Source organism: Serratia sp. 201, from assembly GCF_037027545.1.
GTDB classification, from domain to species: domain Bacteria; phylum Pseudomonadota; class Gammaproteobacteria; order Enterobacterales; family Enterobacteriaceae; genus Serratia; species Serratia bockelmannii.
In genome coordinates this window covers 524,231-543,474 of record NZ_JAXCHC010000003.1, presented here as the reverse complement: position 1 = coordinate 543,474, position 19,244 = coordinate 524,231, and the positions used below count along the sequence as shown (strand labels likewise).

19 protein-coding genes are annotated in these 19,244 nt (G+C 57.1%); 9 read left to right on the top strand and 10 right to left on the bottom strand.

Going from position 1 to position 19,244, the window contains the following annotated elements:
- Positions 1 to 85 precede the first annotated feature (85 nt).
- Positions 86 to 517 carry a VOC family protein gene (locus WA302_RS18190; RefSeq protein WP_049296182.1) on the top strand — a complete coding sequence of 144 codons (432 nt, stop codon included), beginning with the start codon at positions 86 to 88 and terminating at the stop codon, positions 515 to 517.
- Between the two features lie 6 nt (positions 518 to 523).
- Here WA302_RS18190 and WA302_RS18185 read toward each other — a convergent pair whose 3' ends face one another.
- The gene (locus tag WA302_RS18185; protein ID WP_049208178.1) at positions 524 to 2,068 is read right to left on the bottom strand and encodes a BCCT family transporter; all 1,545 of its coding nucleotides are present in this window, start codon (positions 2,066 to 2,068) and stop codon (positions 524 to 526) included.
- Positions 2,069 to 2,226: 158 nt separating this feature from the next.
- On the opposite strand from WA302_RS18185, the gene betI reads away from it, so the two are divergent.
- Complete coding sequence (betI, locus tag WA302_RS18180; protein WP_025304099.1) at positions 2,227 to 2,823, top strand: transcriptional regulator BetI; 597 nt, start codon at positions 2,227 to 2,229, stop codon at positions 2,821 to 2,823.
- Between the two features lie 9 nt (positions 2,824 to 2,832).
- Here betI and WA302_RS18175 read toward each other — a convergent pair whose 3' ends face one another.
- Positions 2,833 to 4,602, bottom strand: a complete 1,770-nt coding sequence (locus WA302_RS18175; RefSeq protein ID WP_060448450.1) for an ABCB family ABC transporter ATP-binding protein/permease — start codon at positions 4,600 to 4,602, stop codon at positions 2,833 to 2,835.
- Between the two features lie 181 nt (positions 4,603 to 4,783).
- Between WA302_RS18175 and WA302_RS18170 the strand changes: the two genes are divergently transcribed.
- Entirely contained in the window at positions 4,784 to 5,641 is an 858-nt protein-coding gene (locus WA302_RS18170) for an AraC family transcriptional regulator (RefSeq protein ID WP_336064651.1), read from the top strand.
- A gap of 34 nt (positions 5,642 to 5,675) precedes the next feature.
- Here the strand turns inward: WA302_RS18170 and actS are convergent, their stop codons facing one another.
- Complete coding sequence (gene actS / locus WA302_RS18165) at positions 5,676 to 6,425, bottom strand: amidase activator ActS (protein WP_025304102.1); 750 nt, start codon at positions 6,423 to 6,425, stop codon at positions 5,676 to 5,678.
- 188 nt (positions 6,426 to 6,613) lie between these two features.
- Complete coding sequence (gene ycaC / locus WA302_RS18160) at positions 6,614 to 7,243, bottom strand: isochorismate family cysteine hydrolase YcaC (RefSeq protein WP_025304103.1); 630 nt, start codon at positions 7,241 to 7,243, stop codon at positions 6,614 to 6,616.
- A 189-nt stretch (positions 7,244 to 7,432) separates the two neighbouring features.
- Here ycaC and WA302_RS18155 point away from each other — a divergent pair, with 189 nt between their 5' ends.
- From WA302_RS18155 to WA302_RS18145, 3 genes are all read left to right on the top strand, one after another.
- Positions 7,433 to 8,299, top strand: coding sequence for a LysR substrate-binding domain-containing protein (locus tag WA302_RS18155; RefSeq protein WP_158523811.1), 867 nt, complete (start codon positions 7,433 to 7,435; stop codon positions 8,297 to 8,299).
- 127 nt (positions 8,300 to 8,426) lie between these two features.
- The gene (locus WA302_RS18150; protein WP_043142563.1) at positions 8,427 to 8,996 is read left to right on the top strand and encodes an HdeD family acid-resistance protein; all 570 of its coding nucleotides are present in this window, start codon (positions 8,427 to 8,429) and stop codon (positions 8,994 to 8,996) included.
- A 135-nt stretch (positions 8,997 to 9,131) separates the two neighbouring features.
- A complete protein-coding gene (locus tag WA302_RS18145) occupies positions 9,132 to 9,470 on the top strand; it encodes a hypothetical protein (RefSeq protein ID WP_025304105.1) in 339 nt (112 codons plus the stop codon).
- 173 nt (positions 9,471 to 9,643) lie between these two features.
- Here WA302_RS18145 and WA302_RS18140 read toward each other — a convergent pair whose 3' ends face one another.
- Both WA302_RS18140 and WA302_RS18135 read right to left on the bottom strand, forming a co-directional pair.
- Positions 9,644 to 10,252, bottom strand: coding sequence for an OmpA family protein (locus WA302_RS18140; RefSeq protein WP_099817455.1), 609 nt, complete (start codon positions 10,250 to 10,252; stop codon positions 9,644 to 9,646).
- 3 nt (positions 10,253 to 10,255) lie between these two features.
- On the bottom strand, positions 10,256 to 10,732 hold the full coding sequence (locus tag WA302_RS18135) for a hypothetical protein (protein ID WP_197835981.1): 477 nt from the start codon (positions 10,730 to 10,732) through the stop codon (positions 10,256 to 10,258).
- A 389-nt stretch (positions 10,733 to 11,121) separates the two neighbouring features.
- Here WA302_RS18135 and WA302_RS18130 point away from each other — a divergent pair, with 389 nt between their 5' ends.
- The 3 genes from WA302_RS18130 (at position 11,122) to WA302_RS18120 (ending at position 14,253) form a co-directional block, all read left to right on the top strand.
- Positions 11,122 to 11,736 carry a 2OG-Fe dioxygenase family protein gene (locus WA302_RS18130; RefSeq protein WP_319869801.1) on the top strand — a complete coding sequence of 205 codons (615 nt, stop codon included), beginning with the start codon at positions 11,122 to 11,124 and terminating at the stop codon, positions 11,734 to 11,736.
- On the top strand, positions 11,733 to 12,965 hold the full coding sequence (locus tag WA302_RS18125) for a cysteine desulfurase-like protein (RefSeq protein WP_025304109.1): 1,233 nt from the start codon (positions 11,733 to 11,735) through the stop codon (positions 12,963 to 12,965). Before WA302_RS18130 ends, WA302_RS18125 begins: the two co-directional genes overlap by 4 nt.
- Before the next feature lie 295 nt (positions 12,966 to 13,260).
- On the top strand, positions 13,261 to 14,253 hold the full coding sequence (locus WA302_RS18120) for a LacI family DNA-binding transcriptional regulator (RefSeq protein WP_025304110.1): 993 nt from the start codon (positions 13,261 to 13,263) through the stop codon (positions 14,251 to 14,253).
- 120 nt (positions 14,254 to 14,373) lie between these two features.
- On the opposite strand, the gene WA302_RS18115 is transcribed toward WA302_RS18120, so the two are convergent.
- The 4 genes from WA302_RS18115 to WA302_RS18100 all read right to left on the bottom strand — a co-directional run bounded on the left by WA302_RS18115 (position 14,374) and on the right by WA302_RS18100 (position 18,851).
- Entirely contained in the window at positions 14,374 to 15,771 is a 1,398-nt protein-coding gene (locus WA302_RS18115; RefSeq protein ID WP_261456820.1) for a c-type cytochrome, read from the bottom strand.
- Positions 15,768 to 17,420, bottom strand: a complete 1,653-nt coding sequence (locus WA302_RS18110) for a GMC family oxidoreductase (RefSeq protein WP_049208193.1) — start codon at positions 17,418 to 17,420, stop codon at positions 15,768 to 15,770. Before WA302_RS18110 ends, WA302_RS18115 begins: the two co-directional genes overlap by 4 nt.
- On the bottom strand, positions 17,417 to 18,004 hold the full coding sequence (locus WA302_RS18105) for a sugar dehydrogenase complex small subunit (RefSeq protein WP_049206132.1): 588 nt from the start codon (positions 18,002 to 18,004) through the stop codon (positions 17,417 to 17,419). Before WA302_RS18105 ends, WA302_RS18110 begins: the two co-directional genes overlap by 4 nt.
- 376 nt (positions 18,005 to 18,380) lie before the next feature.
- A complete protein-coding gene (locus tag WA302_RS18100) occupies positions 18,381 to 18,851 on the bottom strand; it encodes a YhcH/YjgK/YiaL family protein (RefSeq protein WP_025304114.1) in 471 nt (156 codons plus the stop codon).
- Positions 18,852 to 19,244 lie beyond the last annotated feature (393 nt).

The window sequence follows — 19,244 nt, the reverse complement described above, 5'->3', positions numbered from 1 at the left end:
TGCTAGTTCATAACAACTCAGTCTAATCCCTGCGGCCAAACGGCGGCATGATGACGGGGAAACGAGCCACCATGAGGAATGAGCAATGACGGCAAAACTGACAGAAGCGGGCTTTTGGCGCAAAACCGCCGACTCTTCATCGCTGCGCGAGCCGCGCGTGCTGATCCGGGTCTACGTCGACGAAGGCGAGATTGACCGCGCCATCGCGTTTTACGAGCAGCTGCACGGCGTGGAAGCGGATATGCGTTTCGACTTTCCCGAGCATCGGTTGGTGCTGGCAGCGGTAGGACCGTTTCTGATCCTGGAAGGCGCGGAAGAAAACCTGCGCCCTTTTCGCAGCACCGTCGGCACGCTGCTGGTCGATGACATTTACCCTTACCACCAGCGGCTGCTGGCGTCCGGAGCCGAGATCTTCTTCGGCCCAGTGGAAGTGCCCACCGGCGCCTGTTTCAATGCGCGCCTACCGGACGGCACGATTGTCGAGTACGTGCATCATCGGCCGCGCGCGGACGAATAAACCGCCTCAGGGGATCGCCGGCGTCATGGCGTAACCGCGCAGATCCTTGCGCAGGCTGACCATGTACAGCACGATCACCGCCGAGAACGGCAGGCCGCACAGCACCACTGCGGTCTGCATCGCGCTGAAACTGCCGGCGTACAGCAACCCGGCGCACACCAGCGTGGTGACCGCCGCCCAGAACACTCGCAGCCAGGCCGGCGCGTCATCGTGCGCGGAACCGCCCTGGCAGGAGAGGTTAGCTATCATCAGCGTGCCGGAGTCGACCGGCGTCAGGAACAGCACAAAGCTTATCACCACCACGAAACCGGCGGTCAGCTGGGTATAGGGCAGGTATTCGAACAGCTTGAACACCGCCATCGGCGGATCGCTTTGCGCTACCTGCCCCAGGATCGCCTGCCCACCTTCCAGCACCAGGCTGATGGCGGTATTGCCGAAGATCGACAGCCACGCCAGCGTGAACCCGAGCGGGATCAGCAACACGCCGAAGATCAGTTCACGGATGGTGCGGCCTTTGGAAATGCGTGCGATAAACAGCCCGACGAACGGCGCCCACGCCACCCACCAGGCCCAATAAAACAGCGTCCAGGCACCCTGCCATTGGCGCGCCTTGCCGTACAGATACATATCAAAGCTGCGGCTGACGAGCGAGGTCAGATAATCCCCGAGGTTCTGCAACATGCCGTTGAGCAGGTTCAGCGTCGGGCCAGCCAGAAACACGAACAGCAGCAGCAGGCACAAGAAGCCGACGTTGATGTTCGACAGCATGGCAATGCCCTTCTCGACGCCGGTGACCGCCGCCAGCGTGGCCACCACCATCATCACCACGATCAGCGCCAGCAATACGCCGGTGCTTTGCGGGATGTCGAACAGGTAAAACAGCCCCGAGTTCACCAGCAGCGCGCCGATCCCCAGGTTGGTCACCATCGAGATAACCGTCACCAGAATGCCGAAGCTGTCCACCAGATGGCCGACGCCACCGTGGATACGCTCGCCGAAGATCGGGTACAGCGCCGAACGCAGCGCCAGCGGCAAACCGCGACAATAGGCGAAATAGGCGAGCGCGGTGGCGATCAGCGCGTACAGCGCCCAACCGTGCAGCCCCCAGTGCAAAAAGGTCAGCGCCATCGCCTGTCGCGCCGCCGGCACGCTGCCGCCGCTGCCTTCCGGTGGCGACAGGAAGTGATCCAGCGGCTCATAGGCGCCGTAATACACCAGCGCAATACCGATGCCCGACGAGAACAGCATCGCCACCCAGGAGGGGTAGCTGAACTGCGGCGGCTCGTCATCCTGGCTCAGGCGAATATGGCCAAAGCGCGACAGCGCCAGCCAGAACACGAACGCCATGCAGGCGACCATCAGCAGCATGTAATACCAGCCGAACACATCGGCCACCCAACTTTGCGCAACATTCAACCACTGTTTGCTGGCGGCGGGAAACAGCACGACCAGCGATCCCAGCAGTAGGATCACTGCCGCTGAACCGAAAAATACCGGGACATTTAATCTGACAGGTTCTTCGTCAAGCGATGGGGGAGTTTTCATTGTCATTGGCAGGCTTCCATGATGCGAAAGACAGACGATTTAAATGCAACCTTCAGTTAACATTTTATCGTCATTTATTTGACATTTTCGCAGCATATAGAGTATTGATTGACCGTTCAATCAATCAAATTCAAAGTGTGATTTGCCTATCAGTTGGGGAAAATATGTACCGCAGAGACATTCCTGAGCAGCGCAAGGAGCAGCTGATTAATGCCGCCTTCGAAACCATCAGCGTGGTGGGGCTGGCCGGCGTCACCCTCTCTCAGGTGGCGAAAGAGGCCGGGCTGTCGACCGGCATCGTCAGCCACTATTTTGGCGATAAAGAAGGATTGTTGAGCGCGACCATGCGCAAGATCCTGCGCGATCTGCGCGACGCGGTGGCCGAGTGCCGCGCTCAGGCGGCAAGCGACAGCCAGTCGCAGCTGTGCGCCATCATTCAGGGCAACTTCCACCCCAGCCAAACCAACGCTATTTCCATGCGCGCCTGGCTCGACTTCTGGGCCGCCAGCATGCACCAGCCGGTGCTGCGCCGCCTACAGCGCGCCAACGATCGGCGGCTCTATTCCAATATTTGCAGCCAGTTCCGCCGCGAGCTGCCGCTGCAGCAGGCGCGCGACGCGGCGCGCGGGCTGGCGGCGATGATCGATGGGCTTTGGCTGCGCGGTAGCCTGGCCGGGGATGACACCGATCTGCAGCAGGATTACCGCATCGCCTGCGACTACGTGATACAACGGCTCAGGGCCGCGCCATCGGCGGAGTGAACGGCAGCGTCAGCGCGGTTCCTGCTCTTCGCTGTACTGGGTTTGCCACATGGCAGCGTAGCGGCCGTTCGCCGCCAACAGCGCCTCATGCCCCCCGCGCTCGACGATCTCCCCCGCCTCCAGCACGATGATCTCATCGGCATCCACCACGGTGGAGAGCCGGTGGGCGATCACCAGCGTGGTGTGGTTGCGGCTCACCTCGCGCAGATGCCCCTGGATTTCGCGCTCGGTCTGGGTATCCAGCGCGCTGGTCGCCTCGTCGAACACCAGGATGGCCGGATTTTTCAGGATGGTGCGCGCGATCGCCACCCGCTGCTTTTCACCGCCCGACAGCTTCAGCCCGCGCTCGCCCACCCGGGTGTCGTAACCGTCTGGCAGACCGACGATAAAATCATGGATATGCGCCAGCCGCGCCGCCCGCTCGATGTCTTCATCGCTGGAGCCGGTTTTGCCGTAACCGATGTTATAGCGCAGCGTATCGTTAAACAGCACCGTATCCTGCGGCACGATGCCGATCGCCTGCCGCAGGCTGGCCTGGGTCAGCTGGCGAATGTCCTGGCCGTCGAGGGTAATGGCGCCGCCCTGCACGTCGTAGAAGCGGAACAGCAGGCGCGACAGCGTGGACTTGCCCGCGCCGGAGGCGCCGACCACCGCCACCGTGTGGCCCGCCGGAATGGTAAAACTCACCTGCTTGAGGATTGGTCGGCGCGTGTCGTAACCGAAGCTGACCGCGTCGAACCGCACTTCGCCGCGATCGAGGCGCAGCGGCTGCGCATCCGGGCTATCGACGATCTCACGCTTCTCCTGCAGCAGATCGAACATATTCTCCATGTCGATAAGCGCCTGGCGCACCTCGGAATAAATAAAGCCGAAGAAGTTCAGCGGCTGATACAGCTGCAGCAGGTAGGCGTTGACCAGCACGAAGTCGCCGACCGTCATCGTCCCCTGGGTAATGCCCTGCGCCGCCATGGCCATCATCACGATCAGCCCGATCGAGATAATGGCGGTTTGCCCCAGGTTGATCGCGGTAAAACTGAATTGGTTCTTGATGGCGGCGTATTCGTACAGCCGCCGCGACAGATCGAAACGCTCGGCCTCGAACGCTTCATTGCCGAAGTACTTCACGGTCTCATAGTTCAGCAGGCTGTCGATGGATTTGCTGTTAGCGTCGGCGTTGGCCTTGTTGAGCTCGCGGCGAAAGCGGGTGCGCCAGCTCACCGCCAGCACGGTGAACAGAATGTAGCAGCCGACCGTGGTCAGGATCGCCAGCGCAAACCAGCCGTTCAGCATATGCCACATGATTGCCGTGACCAGCGAGAGTTCGAACAGGATCGGCACGATGGAGAACAGCAGCCGCGACAGCACCGTGGACACCGCCTGGGTGCCGCGCTCGATAGACAGCGACAGCCCGCCGGTCTGGCGCTCCAGATGAAAGCGCAGGCTCAGCGCATGCAGCTGGCGAAACACCCGCACGCCCAACAGGCGCGTGGCGTTCTGGCTGACGTGGATAAACATCACGTTGCGCAGCTCCTCAAACAGCGCACCGCCCACCCGCGCCACGCCGTAGGCGATAATCAGCCCCAGCGGCACCGCCAGCATTTTCGCCGTCTCGCCGCTCAGCGCATCGACCATCGCTTTGTAGGCCAGCGGCACCAGCGTGGTGCTGACCTTGGCCGCCACCATAAACACGAAGGCCACCACCAGATACCCCCGCAGCCGCGGGTTGTCTTTCGGCCACAGGTAGGGCAGTAGGAATTTCAGCAAACGGGAACGGTCCATCATGTAATATTCATCTTCTCGGTCGGGCTCGCGGCGCATGGCCGCGCGGGGGTTATGAGTTTGGCCTGGCCGGCGGCGAACGCCGCAGCCATTCCGTTTTCCTGCGGTGGCAACTCAGCATCATCCGTCAGGAGAAGCAGCAGCGACTCGGGCAAAGTTCAGGCATGGAGGAGACAATCACATGACCCAGACGTATGCAAAGCGCTTTGCGCAGGTCTTTGACTATATCGACCGCCACCTGGACGAAGCGCTTACCGTCGACACGCTGAGCGAAGTGGCCCATTTTTCGCGCTTTCACTTTCAACGCCAGTTTAGCGCGTATTGCGGCATCTCGGTGTGGCGTTATATCCAGTGGATGAGGCTTAAACGCGCCTCTTACCGCCTGGCGTATAACCCGCTGGAGCCGGTGATTGACATCGCGCTGGACGCCGGTTTTCAAAACCCGGAGTCCTTCAGCCGCGCCTTCAAACAGGCGTTCAGCCAAACGCCGAGCCAGTTTCGCAAACAGCCGGCCTGGATCGATTGGCAGCAGCGCTTTCCCGAGCCGAAACACAAAAGGAAACAACCCATGAAGGTAGACATTGTCGATTTCCCGGCCACGCCAGTGGCGATGATCGAACATAGCGGCCCGCCCGCGCTGGTCAACGAAACCGCCGCACGCTTTATCGAGTGGCGCAAAACCAGCGGCCTGTCGCCGGTCAGAAGCAGCCGCACTTACGGCATCGCACCGCACGATCCGACCACCACCGACGCGCAAGACTTCCACTTCTTCATTTGCGGCGAGGTCACTGCACCGATCCCGGAGGACAACGCCTCTGGCGTGGTGAATGGCACGCTGCCGGCCGGACGCTGCGCGGTGCTGCGCCATCACGGCTCGCTGGATGGGCTCTCGGAAAGTGCCCACTATCTGTACCGCGAGTGGTTGCCGGCCAGCGGCGAGGAGCTGCGTGACTTTCCGCTCTATTTCCACTACCACAACTTCGTGCACGAGGTGGCGGAATATGAACTGGTGACCGATCTTTATCTGCCACTGAAATAGCTGACATCCGGCCCCGTAAGGAGCCGGATTAATGTTAACAGGACGGCGACGATCCCTGCGGCGGCAGATAGCGCTGTGGATCGAGCGCGGTGGCGCGGTAGCGGATCTGGAAATGCAGGAACACCGAATCGGTGCCGGTGCTGCCCATGGTGCCAATCTTCTGCCCCGCTTTCACATCCTGGCCGTTGCGCACCAGCGTGGTGTCGTTGTGCGCGTAGGCGGTAATAAAGTCTTCGCCGTGCTTAATCATGATCAGGTTGCCGTAGCCGCGCAGTTGGTTGCCGACGTACACCACTTTGCCCTTGGCGGAAGCATAGATCGGCTGGCCGCGCTTACCGGCGATGTCGATGCCCTTGTTGCCGCCATCGGCATTGGAGTACGCCTGCACGATCCGGCCGCTGGTCGGCCAGCGCCAGCAACGTGCGGCGCCCGGCGGCGGCGTTTGCTTGGCGATCGCGGAGGAAGACGTTTTACGGCGCGTGGCGGCGGTTTTGGTCGGCGCGCTGCCGCTCAGCCGCAGCTTTTGCCCCACTTCCAGGCTATAAGGCGGGCGTATCTTGTTGATTCTGGCCAGATCGCTGACTTCGCTGTCGGTGATCCAGGCGATGTAGTACAGCGTATCGCCCCGTTTGACGGTGTAAGACTTGCCGGTGTAGCTGCCCTTCGGCAGTTTGTCGTAGTCACGGTTGTAGGTATTTTTACCCGAACACCCGGCCAACAATAGCCCCAATGTCAGACACACCGCGATGCGGCGCCACCTCGCCAGCTTGCTTCCTGTGCTCAAATCCTGTCCCCAATCGTCTTTTCGGTTCTGATACGCGTCAGCCGCACAGTGTAACATTTGCGCCGGGTCAGTCAAAAAGCGGGAAAGAGGCAACTATCGGAAAACAACTGGCACGGAGGCCACTGCGGCACGATCGGCGGGAGGAAAAATGGCGCCATAAGGCGCCAAATCATGCAGCGATGCCGGGGTTACTGTTTACCTGAGGTCAGCAAACTGAAGCTGGTCATCAGATTGCGATAGTCAGGGATATGTTGAGAGAACAGGTTCCCCAACCCTTCGATATCATTTCGCCAATCGCGGTGCAATTCGCACGCCGCGCCAAACCAACTCATCAGCTGCGCGCCGGCCTGGGACATGCGATCCCAAGCCGCATCGCGCGTAATCGCATTGAACGTGCCGGATGCGTCGGTGATGACGAAAACCTCATACCCCTCTTCCAACGCAGAGAGCGCAGGAAACGCCACGCAAACCTCGGTCACCACGCCGGCGATGATCAGTTGTTTCTTGCCCGTGGCCTTTACCGCCTTGACGAAATCTTCATTATCCCAGGCATTGATATTGCCGGGACGAGCAATATAGGGGGCGTCAGGGAACGTTTGCTTTAGCTCTGGCACCAAAGGGCCGTTCGGTCCGTTTTCAAAACTCGTGGTCAGTATCGTCGGTAAATTGAAGTATTTAGCCAGATCGGCCAGCGCCAAAACATTATTTTTGAATTTATCCGGATCCTGATCTCTAACCAGGGACAGTAGCCCCGTCTGATGATCGACTAATAACACGGCGGCCTGTGCCTTATCTAATCGGTTATATTTAAAAGTCATTCCCTTCTCCTTTATCATCAAAATCATCAAATTCCGATCGCCCCATGCATTCCAAGCATGTAGCATGCTTTCAAACGCTCCGACATCAGGCTAGCAATGAACCAGCCGGGTAAATAGAACGATTATTGGGAATGAGTATCTCACCACTGGGAAGGTCAACTTTATATGATAGATTTCAATGAGATGGTTATGTTTGCCAGAGTAGTTGAATGCGGTGGATTTCTTTCCGCCAGTAAGAAGTTTGGTATACCCAAATCGACGCTATCAAGACGAATATCCAATTTGGAAAAAAGGCTCAATGTCAGACTTATTCAGCGTTCAACGCGAAACCTCATGGTCACCGATATAGGAAAAGAATATTATCAGTACTGCCTGCAGATGATTAGTACCGCAGAGAAAGCGGAATACCTCATTATTAACAAAAGCGAAAAACCCACTGGAAAAATAAAACTAACCTGCTCAAACATTCTCCTGGATCTTGGCCTAACGGAAGTCCTGGCGAAATTCATGCTGCAATACCCCAAGGTCAATTTGCATGTGAAAATATTTAATCGCAACGTGGATATTATTTCTGAAGGGTATGACCTCTCATTAAAACTCATCGCCGATGAGCCCAAAAACAGCAACTTGGTGATGCGTCGAATTTGCGCTGTGCCCACCGCATTTATGGTCGCCCCCTCTGCAACTATTCAGTACCAAAGTATCAATACGCCCGAAGATCTCTCCAGTTTGCCAACGGTCGGGTGGTTATCGACCCATCTTCAGGCCGCCTGGACGTTTCAACAAGCCGATCGCGAAGTCAAAATAAACAACGAGTCGCGCATGGTGTGCGATGACATTCGCCTGATCAAGGAATCGATCGTAAAAGGCGTCGGTGTGGGCTGCCTGCCGCTGAAATTAGCCCGCCAGGAACTGCTCGACGGCAGCCTGAAAACGCTGCTCGACGACTGGACATTGGAACAACACAAGATTGTCGCGTTTTACCCTTCCAGACAAGGACTCCCCCCTTCGGTAAGGGCGCTGATTGATTTCATCGTTGATGAACTGGCCGAATAACACGCCGCTACCAAGCATAAACGCCACGCCGGATTTACCGCAGTGATTAAAAAGTGACTACTATAATAGAGCGCTCGGAAAAATAGAGTGCCCCCGAGGATCGCAACAAAGAGAATGGAGCTGTAACATGCTAAACCTTGATCGCAATAATCTGCCCCTCCTGAGCGAAGAACTGCTCAAAAAGCAACGCACCACCCTGCTGATCATCGCCTTCCTGCTGCTGGCGGGCGGTATAGTGTGCCTGGTTAATCCTTTCGCCTCCGGCGCGGCGCTGAGCATCGTGGTCGGCGTCCTGCTGCTGTTGAGCGGCGCCGGGCTGATTATCGCCATGATCGCCAACCGAGCGCAGAATACTTGGCCGATGATCGGCGGCATTCTGCTGGGTGTGGCCTACCTGATTATCGGCTATGTGTTCATCACCAGCCCGCTGGCGGGCATTCTGGCGCTGGCAGTGTACCTCGCCGTGCTGTTCGCGCTCGGCGGCATCGCCCGCCTGGCGGCTGGCTATATGCGCCGCGGATTGCCGGGCAACTGGCTGCAGTTCGTTATCGGCGTGCTCGATTTGATCATCGCCTGGATGCTGATCGGTTCAGGCCCGGCGGCGTCGGTCACGCTGGTGACGGCGATCGTCGGCATCGAGATGCTGGTCAGTTCCTTTGCGCTGTTCCAGGCGGCGAATCTGTTTAAACGCGCCTGACTCTACCGGCCCGCCATCGCGGGCCTCATCGCTTTCGTTGCTTCTAGACAAAACAAGGCGATACCCCCTCGGCTTGTCCGTGGTTATCTTCATCGGTAAGTGCCAATATAGGCGCAGACAAGGGAGCTGAAACCGATGACAACCCATTCCAACCCGTTGAACTCGCGGGAAGTCTGCCTGCAATTACGCCATTTCAATCAGGTAATCGGGCAACAATGCCGCAATATGGCGCGCCAAAAAACCACCTGCCCGTGCTGCCTGACGGACATCGCCACCGGCTGCGACGCCGGTATCAAACTGTGTGGACAGCAGTTGGCCAAACCCAACCCGCAAACCCCGTTATTCCGGCAGATTCGCAACTTGCTGCTCGATCTGCGCGCAGAAGCGATAGGAGTTCACAGAATAGACGTCCTGAACCGCACCAATAACGAAATCTCCTGGCTGTTGCGCGAGCTGTATTTCGAGACGTTCTGACCCCGCATTTTGTCGGGGTCGCTAAAGCGAAAGCCGAAAGTGGGATACAGGCTTTTGGCGACGCGATTATGTTCATCAATCATTAACGTCACCGGCTCCACGCCCTACAAGCAGTCAGCAGGAGAGCCCGTTTAAAAGCGGCTCTGGCAAAAGAAACGTCCACCGACGCGGGGTTAACCGGCGGCAACGGTTTTCGGCAACACGAAGTCAACCCGCCGATTCTTGGCCCGGCCCGTCGGCGTGTCGTTGGAAGCCACCGGTTCAGCCTCCCCTTTTCCCCGTTCACTCAGACGAGATTTTTCTACCCCATGTGCGATCAGCCAAACAGCCACCGCACGTGCGCGTCGCAGCGACAGATCCTGATTATATTTATCGCTGCCCACCGCATCGGTGTGTCCCTCGATCACCACGTTCCCTACCGGTTCGGCCGCGATAAATTGCGCCACCTGTTGCAGCGCAGGCTCCGCTTTAGCAGCAATCGCATCGCTGTCGAAGGCGAACAGGACATCGCTGCGCATCGATAACGTTACGGCATTTTTGCTGTCTCTGACGGAAATGTCGGCGGATTGTTTAGCCAAATCCGCTGCCTTACTCTGCAGATCAAGGACGCCGGCATTCAGCCCCGAAGGCAAACCAACCAAACCCAGCCGGGTGGCCTTAAGATCGAGTATCACCGGTTTCCCCACGGATGCCGGCTCTCCGCTGTCAGCCCATGAACCCAATGACACCAACCCAAAGGCTAATATCCCACCCACACAGGCGGCTTTCCTGAGGCCGTTCATCGCTCAACGATCCGTAATGGCTATCGGCCCGAGCGGCTCGACGTTGGCGATCGTCAGGTACACCTCTTTCACATCAGGTGGAGGCGCAGGGAAGCTGCCAAACCAGGTGGCGACATAGGGAATGCCTGAACTTGAGCTGAATGACACGCTGGGAGAGGCCAGTGGGACATTATTGCTATCGGTAAGCAGCAGGTATTTTTTATTACCCACCAGAATATAGAAGGATTTCTCAAGGCTGCTTTTATCCAGACTGCTATACAAGCCTTGTCCATTAAGGTTGTCTTTCAACCCTTTGAAACGCACTTTGATGGTCAGGATTTCACCGTGGCGCACGGCCTCGGTCACTTGCGCTTCGGCTACGCCGCTGCTGACGATCCCGGTAGCCAACGGTGTCACGGGGGGATCTTCCGCGAAGGCCATGCCGGGGAACATCATCGACGCAAACAGGCAGGAAATGACGAATTTTCTGACATGCTGCATGATCGGAGTCCTTATTCAGGGGGAATTGAAGATTGTTCTTTCAACAACCAGGCAATGCCACTGCGGTCACTCTGTCCCGGAATTATAGTAAAGCACCTCATATTCATGAGAGTTATCCCTGAAAGCGTAACCTTGGTCACGTTATGCTTGCGCATGAATTCTCCCCCCGTTAGCGCTTATTTTGCTGAATGACCCGCTTCATACCGGCATTCCCTTTCGCTCATCCTCTCTACTGTTCACCCCACTTTACGACCGCCGTCACACCTCGCCACCGCCAAATTGCGTTGGTTATAGAGTCGTCTACAATTCAATCGAATTACCCCCTACAACATCAGAAATTATTATTATTAGAGGTGATTATGTTACAGAAACACGAAAACGTAATAAGTATGACTGTACTAAGCCCGCAAGCCACCCAACAGCTGATGCCATCGTTCTCCTCCTTGCCCCACACGCAACACGCCGACGGAAAATATCGCCTGCGCCGTTACTCGGTCGTCAAATACCTCAACCCCAACGTCGCCGAAGTGGGGCCGCGCACTTTCATGCAGTCGGATCAGATCAACCACTTTCAGGGCAACGTAGTGCGCCGCTTCGAACCTATCGACAGCGCCGTGTTGCAGAGCGCCGGCATGGCAGAGATGTGCAACCTGTTTGCAGAAAGCAACGAACTGCTGGAAGGCGCCGAGATAGAGATCCACCAGATGCGCGTGGTCGCCATCGAGAAAGACACCCAGGTGGCGCCGGAAGGCATTCACCAGGACGGTTTCGACCACATCGCGATGATCGCCATTCACCGGCACAACATCGTCGGCGGTGAAATCATGCTGTATGACGACAGTCACCACGATCCCTTCTTTAAAAAAGCGCTGGCGGACGGCGAAGCCGTGCTGCTGGCGGACAGCAAACTGTGGCACAACGCCACGCCGATCAACGCCGTGAGCCCAACAGAAGAAGGCCATTTGGACCTCTTCGTCCTCACCGCGCGGGGAGAGAAAGCATGACCTTTACTCCCGAGCTCGCCCGCCGCCAGTTCAGCGCCCTGTCCCAGCTAATCGACGGCAAACCGGCGATCTTTTTCGACGGCCCCGGCGGTGCGCAGGTTTCACGGGGCGTGCTGGAAAAAATGACGGATTACCTGGGGGCATACAACGCCAACCTGGGCGGCCACTACTTCTCCAGCCGAGTCACCGGCGAGGTGATGGGCCAGGCGCGGGAATCGGTGCGCGCCTTGTTAAATGCCCCGTCGGCCGACACCATCGTCTTCGGCATGAACATGACCACGCTGACTTTTCATCTCAGCCGCATCATCAGCCGCGACTGGCAGGCCGGCGATGAGGTCATCGTCACCGCGCTGGATCACTACGCCAACGTCTCCAGCTGGCAGCAGGCCGCTGCCGACAGAGGGGCCGTGGTGCATCAGATACCGCTCGAGAGCGCCGACTGCGCATTGGATGCCGCGAAAGTGTGTGAGCGCATCAATGCCAACACCCGCCTGGTGGCGGTCAGCTACGCCTCCAACGTCACCGGCAGCATTGTCGATATCAAAACCATCGTCGAAGCCGCGCATCGGGTCGGTGCGCAGGTGTATGTCGACGCCGTTCATTACGCCCCGCATAACCTGATCGACGTACAGGCGCTGGGCTGTGATTTCCTGGTGTGCTCCGCCTACAAGTTCTTTGGCCCGCACGTCGGCATGGCCTACATCGCGCCGCAGTGGCTGCAGCGCCTGCGTCCGTACAAAGTCGAGCCGGCCACCGACGTCGGCCCCGGCCGTTTCGAGACCGGTACTCAGAGCTTCGAAGCGCTGGCCGGCGTCGCGGCCGCTATCGAGTATCTGGCGCAGTGGGGCTCGCCCGGCGCGCCGTTAAGGCAGCGTTTGCAGGAGAGCTTCGCCGCCTACCACCAGCATGAAGAGGCGCTGTGCCGCCACTTCCTGCAGCGGCTGCAGCAGCTCGACGGGGTGCGGCTTTATGGCAATCCCCAGGCGGACAGCGCGCGCCGCACACCGACCTTCGCCCTGACCTTCAGCGGCCATACGCCTGACGCAATCGCCCGCCGCCTGGGGCAGCACAACATCTGCGCCGGCAGCGGGCATTTCTATGCGTTGGGCTTGGTGCAACAGCTGGGGTTGCAGGACGGCGGCGTGCTGCGCATCGGCATGATGCACTACAACACTCAAGGCGAGATCGATACGCTGTTCAACGTGATCGCCGAAGATATTCTCAGTTAACCCGGCCACATCGCCCGCTCACCTTATTGAGCGGGTTGAGCGGGCGAAAAGGAATCAAACTGCCCGCCATTTCTTCCATGAGAGTCCACGGCACGCTGATGCGTGCCTTTCTTTCACTCCGTTACGAAATGCGGGGATAATGAACATACTCATGCTGGAACGGCAAAAGAAGCCGGGATCGGCGCATCGTGCGGTTGTCACCGAATACGCCGGAGGTAGCGCATTGCACGCATTCTCTTTTGACTCAGCAGTGGGCATAATGACAAACACGGTCTGGGTCAGATGAGTATGAATGGTGAAGTCGCAGCGAATTACGTTAAATGACATTGCTGTACTGGCGGGTGTAACCAAAATGACGGTCAGTCGCTATCTGCGCACGCCGGACAGGGTTAAACCGGAAACAGCTGCGCGCATTGCCGCCGTTATCGAGGAAGTCGGCTATCAGGCCGATCCCGACAATCCCGCCCTCTATTCCAATAGCCCTCCCCTCATCGGCGTTCTGGTTCCTTCTTTTAACAATCTGATATTTGCTGATGTCCTCGCCGGCATTGAATCCGTGACGTCTATACAGGGTTATCAGACGCTGGTCGTCAATTATGACTACAACAGCAAACGCGAAGAGGAGCAAATTGCCGCGATCCTGGCTTTTAAGATAAAAGGGCTGCTGCTGACCGAGTCGGTCCATAGTCTGCGGGCGGAAAAATTCCTGAAGACGGCAAAAATACCCGTTGCTGAAATCATGGGGCTGTCAGGCAATACAGATCGAATTAACGTGGGTTTTGATAATGTGAAAGCCGGCTACGATATGACCACCATGCTGCTGGCCAGCGGTAAAAAACGCATTATCTATTTTGGTTCAATGTCTGATATCCGCGATGAACAGCGTTATACGGGATACTGTCAGGCAATGGCTAACCATGATTTACCTACCGGTCGTATCTCCCCCAATAAGATCTCTTCCATTTCGATTGGAACAGGCATGATGACGCTTGCGAGCCAGATGTATCCGGATATGGATGGGATTCTCTGTACCAACGACGATCTGGCCGTGGGCGTGTTACAGGAATGTCTGGCAAACGGTATCAGCGTGCCAGCGCAAATGGCCATTGCCGGATTTCACGGTCTTGAGATCGGGCAGATCATTACTCCTCGGTTAGCCAGCGTACTGACGCCACGGTATGAGATGGGGAAAGTGGCGACAGAAATCATAATAAAAAAAATTAAAGGGCTGCCGACCATTGAACGTGTCGATCTCCACTTCCGCCTGTCAATGGGGGAGACAATATAGCTTGCCCCTGCCAGTGACTTTATCATTGGCCATCACTGCCCGCTTCGCCAGAAGACCATCTCTCGTTATCCCGGCCAGAAATTCGGCCAGATGGCGCCACCCACCTGACCGAACGCCCCCTTAACGTGCCTTGCGGCGGCGGAGCCAGAATAGGACCAGCAGAATAATGACGACCGCCGCGACGGCCATGCCAGGCAGAATCATCGGCTGTGCGCGCGCCAACAGCGGTTTCGGGCCCCCGGCGCGCACCTCACTCACGTCGGCCGCAGTCACGCTCAGCGTGCTGTTGCCGTATTTCTGCAGCACGAAGTTAGCGATATCGGCAACCTGCTTATCCGTCAGTTCTCCGACATAGGAACCGGCGCCAAAGCTCGGCATCAGGACGTGCTTACCGTCAACCCGGCGATCAACCCCCTGCAAAATGGCGGCAATCAGGTTTGACGGATTGCTCGCGGCCGTGGTGGAGTTGTTGAACAGCGAAGGGTAGGCCTGGTTCAAACTGCCGCTGCCATCCGGCTGATGGCAACTGGCGCAGTAGCCGCTGTAGAGCGCCTCGCCGCTATTGAGCGTGTGGTTGGCGTTGGGCGAATTGATGCCGCGGAGATGGTGCTCAACGTTGTAATGCGCTTGACTAAAGCTATTGCCCTGGCGCTCATCGCCCTGTGACGGCACGGTCTTCAGGTAAGTCGCTATCGCCTGCAGCTGCCGGTCGGTCAGGTATTGGAAGCTGTGCTCAACGGCTTCAGCCATTGGCCCCGCCGCTTGCGCGCGCCCTTCCGCCCGACCGGTTTTCAGGTAGGCCACTAACTCCTGCTCGCTCCAGCCACCGATCCCTTCTTGGCGATCTGCGGTGATATTCGGGGCGTACCAAGAGCCCAACGATGCCCCCATCAGGAAGCGCGAATTGTCTTCCGCCATCAGCACATTACGCGGCGTATGACAGGTTCCGCAGTGAGCCGGGCCCTGCACCAGCGCGGCCCCTTCGTTCCACGCCTCACCTTTCGTCAGATCCGGGGTGAAGCGCCGATTGTCCAAATAAAGCCTGTTCCACACCGCCATGGAGAGGCGGATGTTGAACGGAAACGGCAGATCGGTTTGGTGCTTGGCCGGCTCATCGACCGGGGCAACGCCATGCATGAAATAGGTATACAGAGCGTGGATCTCGTCATCACTCAGACGGGTGTAGGCGGTGTAGGGCATGGCCGGATAGAGATACGCCCCATCTTTCCGGATCCCGGCGCGCAGCACGTCGGCAAACGCCGCTTCGGAATAGCCGCCGATACCGTATTTTACCGATGGAGTAATATTGGTGGCGTAGATAGTGCCCATGGGGGAAGCGATGCCGTACCCCCCGGCAAAAGGTTTACCCTGCTGCTGCGTATTCGTATGGCAGGCCATGCAGTCCGAGGCGATAGCCAGCGCTTGCCCTTTAGCGATCAGATCGCCGTCCTGGGCATGCGCCGCAAAACCGCTTCCCAGCAGCAGCGTCGCTGCCAGCGCGTGGGTGATTTTATTCATTTGCTCTCCAGGGCTCGAAGTACGTCATTGGCCGCCTTGAGTCCAAGCGCCGCCATCGTCAACGTGGTGTTGACAACGCTGGCTGAAACCATGGCGCCTCCACCCGGGATCCAAAGGTTGTCGTGATCGTGAGCGCGGCAATTACCGTTCACCACCGAGTTCGTGGGGTCGCTGCCCATGATCGTGCCGCCCATAATGTGGTTGTTGGCATTCAGCTTGTCGTTAATCACAAACTCTTGCGCATCGAACAAGTCGCCAATCTGCCGTAGCTGGGTTTTGACCACTTCCAGCCCTTTGCGCACGTAATCGCCGACGTCGTAGTGGATGTCCGGGCAGGCCAGGCCATGCTTGTCTTTGCGAGTGGGGCTCAGGGTCAGACGGTTGTTCGGGTCCGGCAGCGGTTCCAGGCTGATGGAGAGATCCACCGAGCGGCTGGCGCGATCGCGCACTTCATCCTGCAGCGCCTTGCCGACCTTGCCCGTTTTCAGGACTTCAAGGGCGGAGGGGATCACCCGGTTGATGTTGTTGATGATGATCTTGTTGGCGGAGTGGTCGCTGCGGAACACGCCGTCACGATACCCCACCATGCAGCTGCTCTGCGCCGGGCCGCGGCCAACCCACAGGGCCTCTCGCGCCAGGAAGGAGCAGTGCAGGCCCGAGTGATCCATCATGTTGCGTCCCACCTGATCCGAGCTGTTCGCGATGCCGTTCGGGTTCTTTTCGTTGGCCGCCAGCAGCAGCAAGCGCGGGTTCTCAATCCCATTGCAGGCCAGAACGAACGTTTTACCGATCGCCCGATGGGAGTTGTGCGCCGTGTCATACCAGTGAACGGCGGTGACGCGGTTATTGTCGTCGGTGTCAATTTTGTACACCACCGCTTCAGGGATCACCTTCGCCCCCTTGTGTTCGGCCCGTTCAACGTGGTGAATACCGTTGTACATCGCCCCGATCGGGCAAATCGGCTGGCAATTGTTATTGCCGCAGCAGGTGGGCCGTCCGTTCCAGGGCCGGGTGCTGCGGCCTTGCGGAATGGGCACCGATTTAAAACCGTGAGGATTAACAATCTCAGCAATGCGTCTGTCGCCGTAGGCCCAGGGCACCATGTCCATCGGGTAAGGCCCGCTGCGTTCCGCAGGGGACTGCCACTCCGGATTATTCGGGCCGGCAACGCCTATTTCCTCTTCGGCTTTCGCGTACCACGGTTCGATATCTTCGTAAGAAATAGGCCAGTCTCTCCCCACGCCATAGAGAGATTTCATGCGAAAATCATTGGGATGGTTGCGCCAGCAAGAAGCGGCCCAGTGCCAGGTGGTTCCCCCCACCACACGCAAATAGCCCTGTTTAAAGCCAGAGCCATTGGGGCCGGTCAGTTTGATATAGTCGTTCTCCGGGAAATAGAGCGGCGCGGTGGCGTACTCCGATTGCGGGTAAAGCCCCTGAAAATCCGACCCCGCACGATTGTGCAGTGGCATATTGCGCCAGTTTTCCACAGCCTGTGCGCGCTCAATGCGCGGGCCTGCCTCAAGTACCAGCACCGAGTAGCCCTGGCTCACCAAAGCATCCGCCATCAGACCGCCCACAATACCGGAACCGACAATGACGACATCGGCCTCTGCATCGCCGGAAGCATTAATTATTGGGCTTTTCACACGCGGTCCTCATATTTTTTATCGGCTACGGCAGGCAAATCTGTTGCGGGAATGGAAGGTTGGCGGGTAACGCCCGGCGGCAGGCCGGTCCACCACAGCGGGCCAAAATTGCACCAGGTCGGCACGATCAGGGCATCCTGAACCGTGCGATACATCAGTGCCTCTTTATAGGTAATCAACTGACCCTGCTCGGCGCTTGAAGGATCTACGGTTCCGGTATACCACGCGGTCACGATGGCCTGAATAAGCTCCCTCTGCCCCTGTTCAATCGCATGTCGGTTCAAGGTTTCCGCATCGGTAGCTTGCTGGCTCAGGGTGAACAGGGCGTTGAGTTGCGAGTTCAACTGCGGAAAATGTTCGCGCAGTGCGGAAAAATAGCGGGCGGAGAGGGTGACGTCCAAATCGTCAAACTCGGTAATTTTTCTCGAAATTTGCAAAAATTGCGCGTATTCAACGGGCGAGGCGGCAATTTGTGCCCGTTCGGCATAGGTTATATTTGAATAAGGCAACAGGCTGGCGGCGACGATGACGCCCACCATTTTTCCCAGCGCCTCCCTGCGGGTAAGCACGATTTGCAACGACATTGTTAGCTCCGAAATAATTTATTTTTATATAGTTTTTTTAATATCTATCAGAACGCAGGCAAACCAAAATAAAAAATTGTGCCAATGGGGAGGAACCGCATTAAAAGATCAAGGCGTTATGAGATTGGCTACATCGACTACAGAGGTAAACTCACGGCCTTTAAGGATGTAATGTGAACCTGAAGAAAATATCCCTGTAAATAATACGGCGTAATCTCTGCCGTAAATTTATTCAACCCAACTCAATCTTTAAAAATTAGGGGCTATGGCTTTGATGGGAAAGGCGTATTCTTCGGAATCGCTGCAGACAGCGGATGAGCGAGGCTCTCCGCCGGGCAGCCTGAAGTCACGATACCAGCCGCCGCTGAACGTCTTGCTACGTCAGCAGGGCGCAGTCGATTTTCGCCACAATTTTACGCAGAGCTGCCGGTGCCGTGCAGGTACTCATCGGGCGGTGCAACTCACCCGGGAAGATAACAGCCAGTTCACCGGGTTGCAGGTGGATGAGAGTCTCACCGGGGATCGCCGGGCTAAACCCAAGATCGTGCGCCTCGTTAAACGGCTCACTCAGGGGCAGAGGTAGCCCCAGAACCCCGGCGCCAATCACTTCTTTCCCTTCCAGGACAAGATGGATATCCAGATACTGGCGATGAAACTCTGGCTTCTGGTCGGCCAATAGTTTGGTTTCCCCTTCAACGACGTTAAAGAACATCTGTTTACCCTGCACCTGATAGTGCCCGACAGGTAAATTGTACGGCTCATTTTCAATAATACTGGCCAGCATTTTACGGATGGCCGCCGGATAGAACCTATTATTTACGGCAGTGGTTAAAGCATCAATAATCATAATATTTTCTCTGGTCAATATCGGCTCGGTATTTCACCGACAAAAACAATGGTTGGATAGTGTTATGGCAACACGCAATCTCGGCGTAATTACGGCAGAATCACTATTAGATCGTTCTACGGGCGCCACTATGAATAAACAACAAAGCAAACCGCTTTGTTTCTAATATTTACAACCTATCACCACTGTGAGTAAACTCCACCTGAAAGGCCATTCGGCATGGTGAAATAAGTCATGGCCTATCTCACGGTTTTTAGCCGTTTAAAACTGTGACAAAAGTCACTTAATTAAGTGTTACGAAACAGCGTTACTTATCCTGTGATCCACGGCAGAAAATCACTGGCTATTCACCCTTTTCATCAGAATCGACCGATTTCACACTCTCCGCCTACG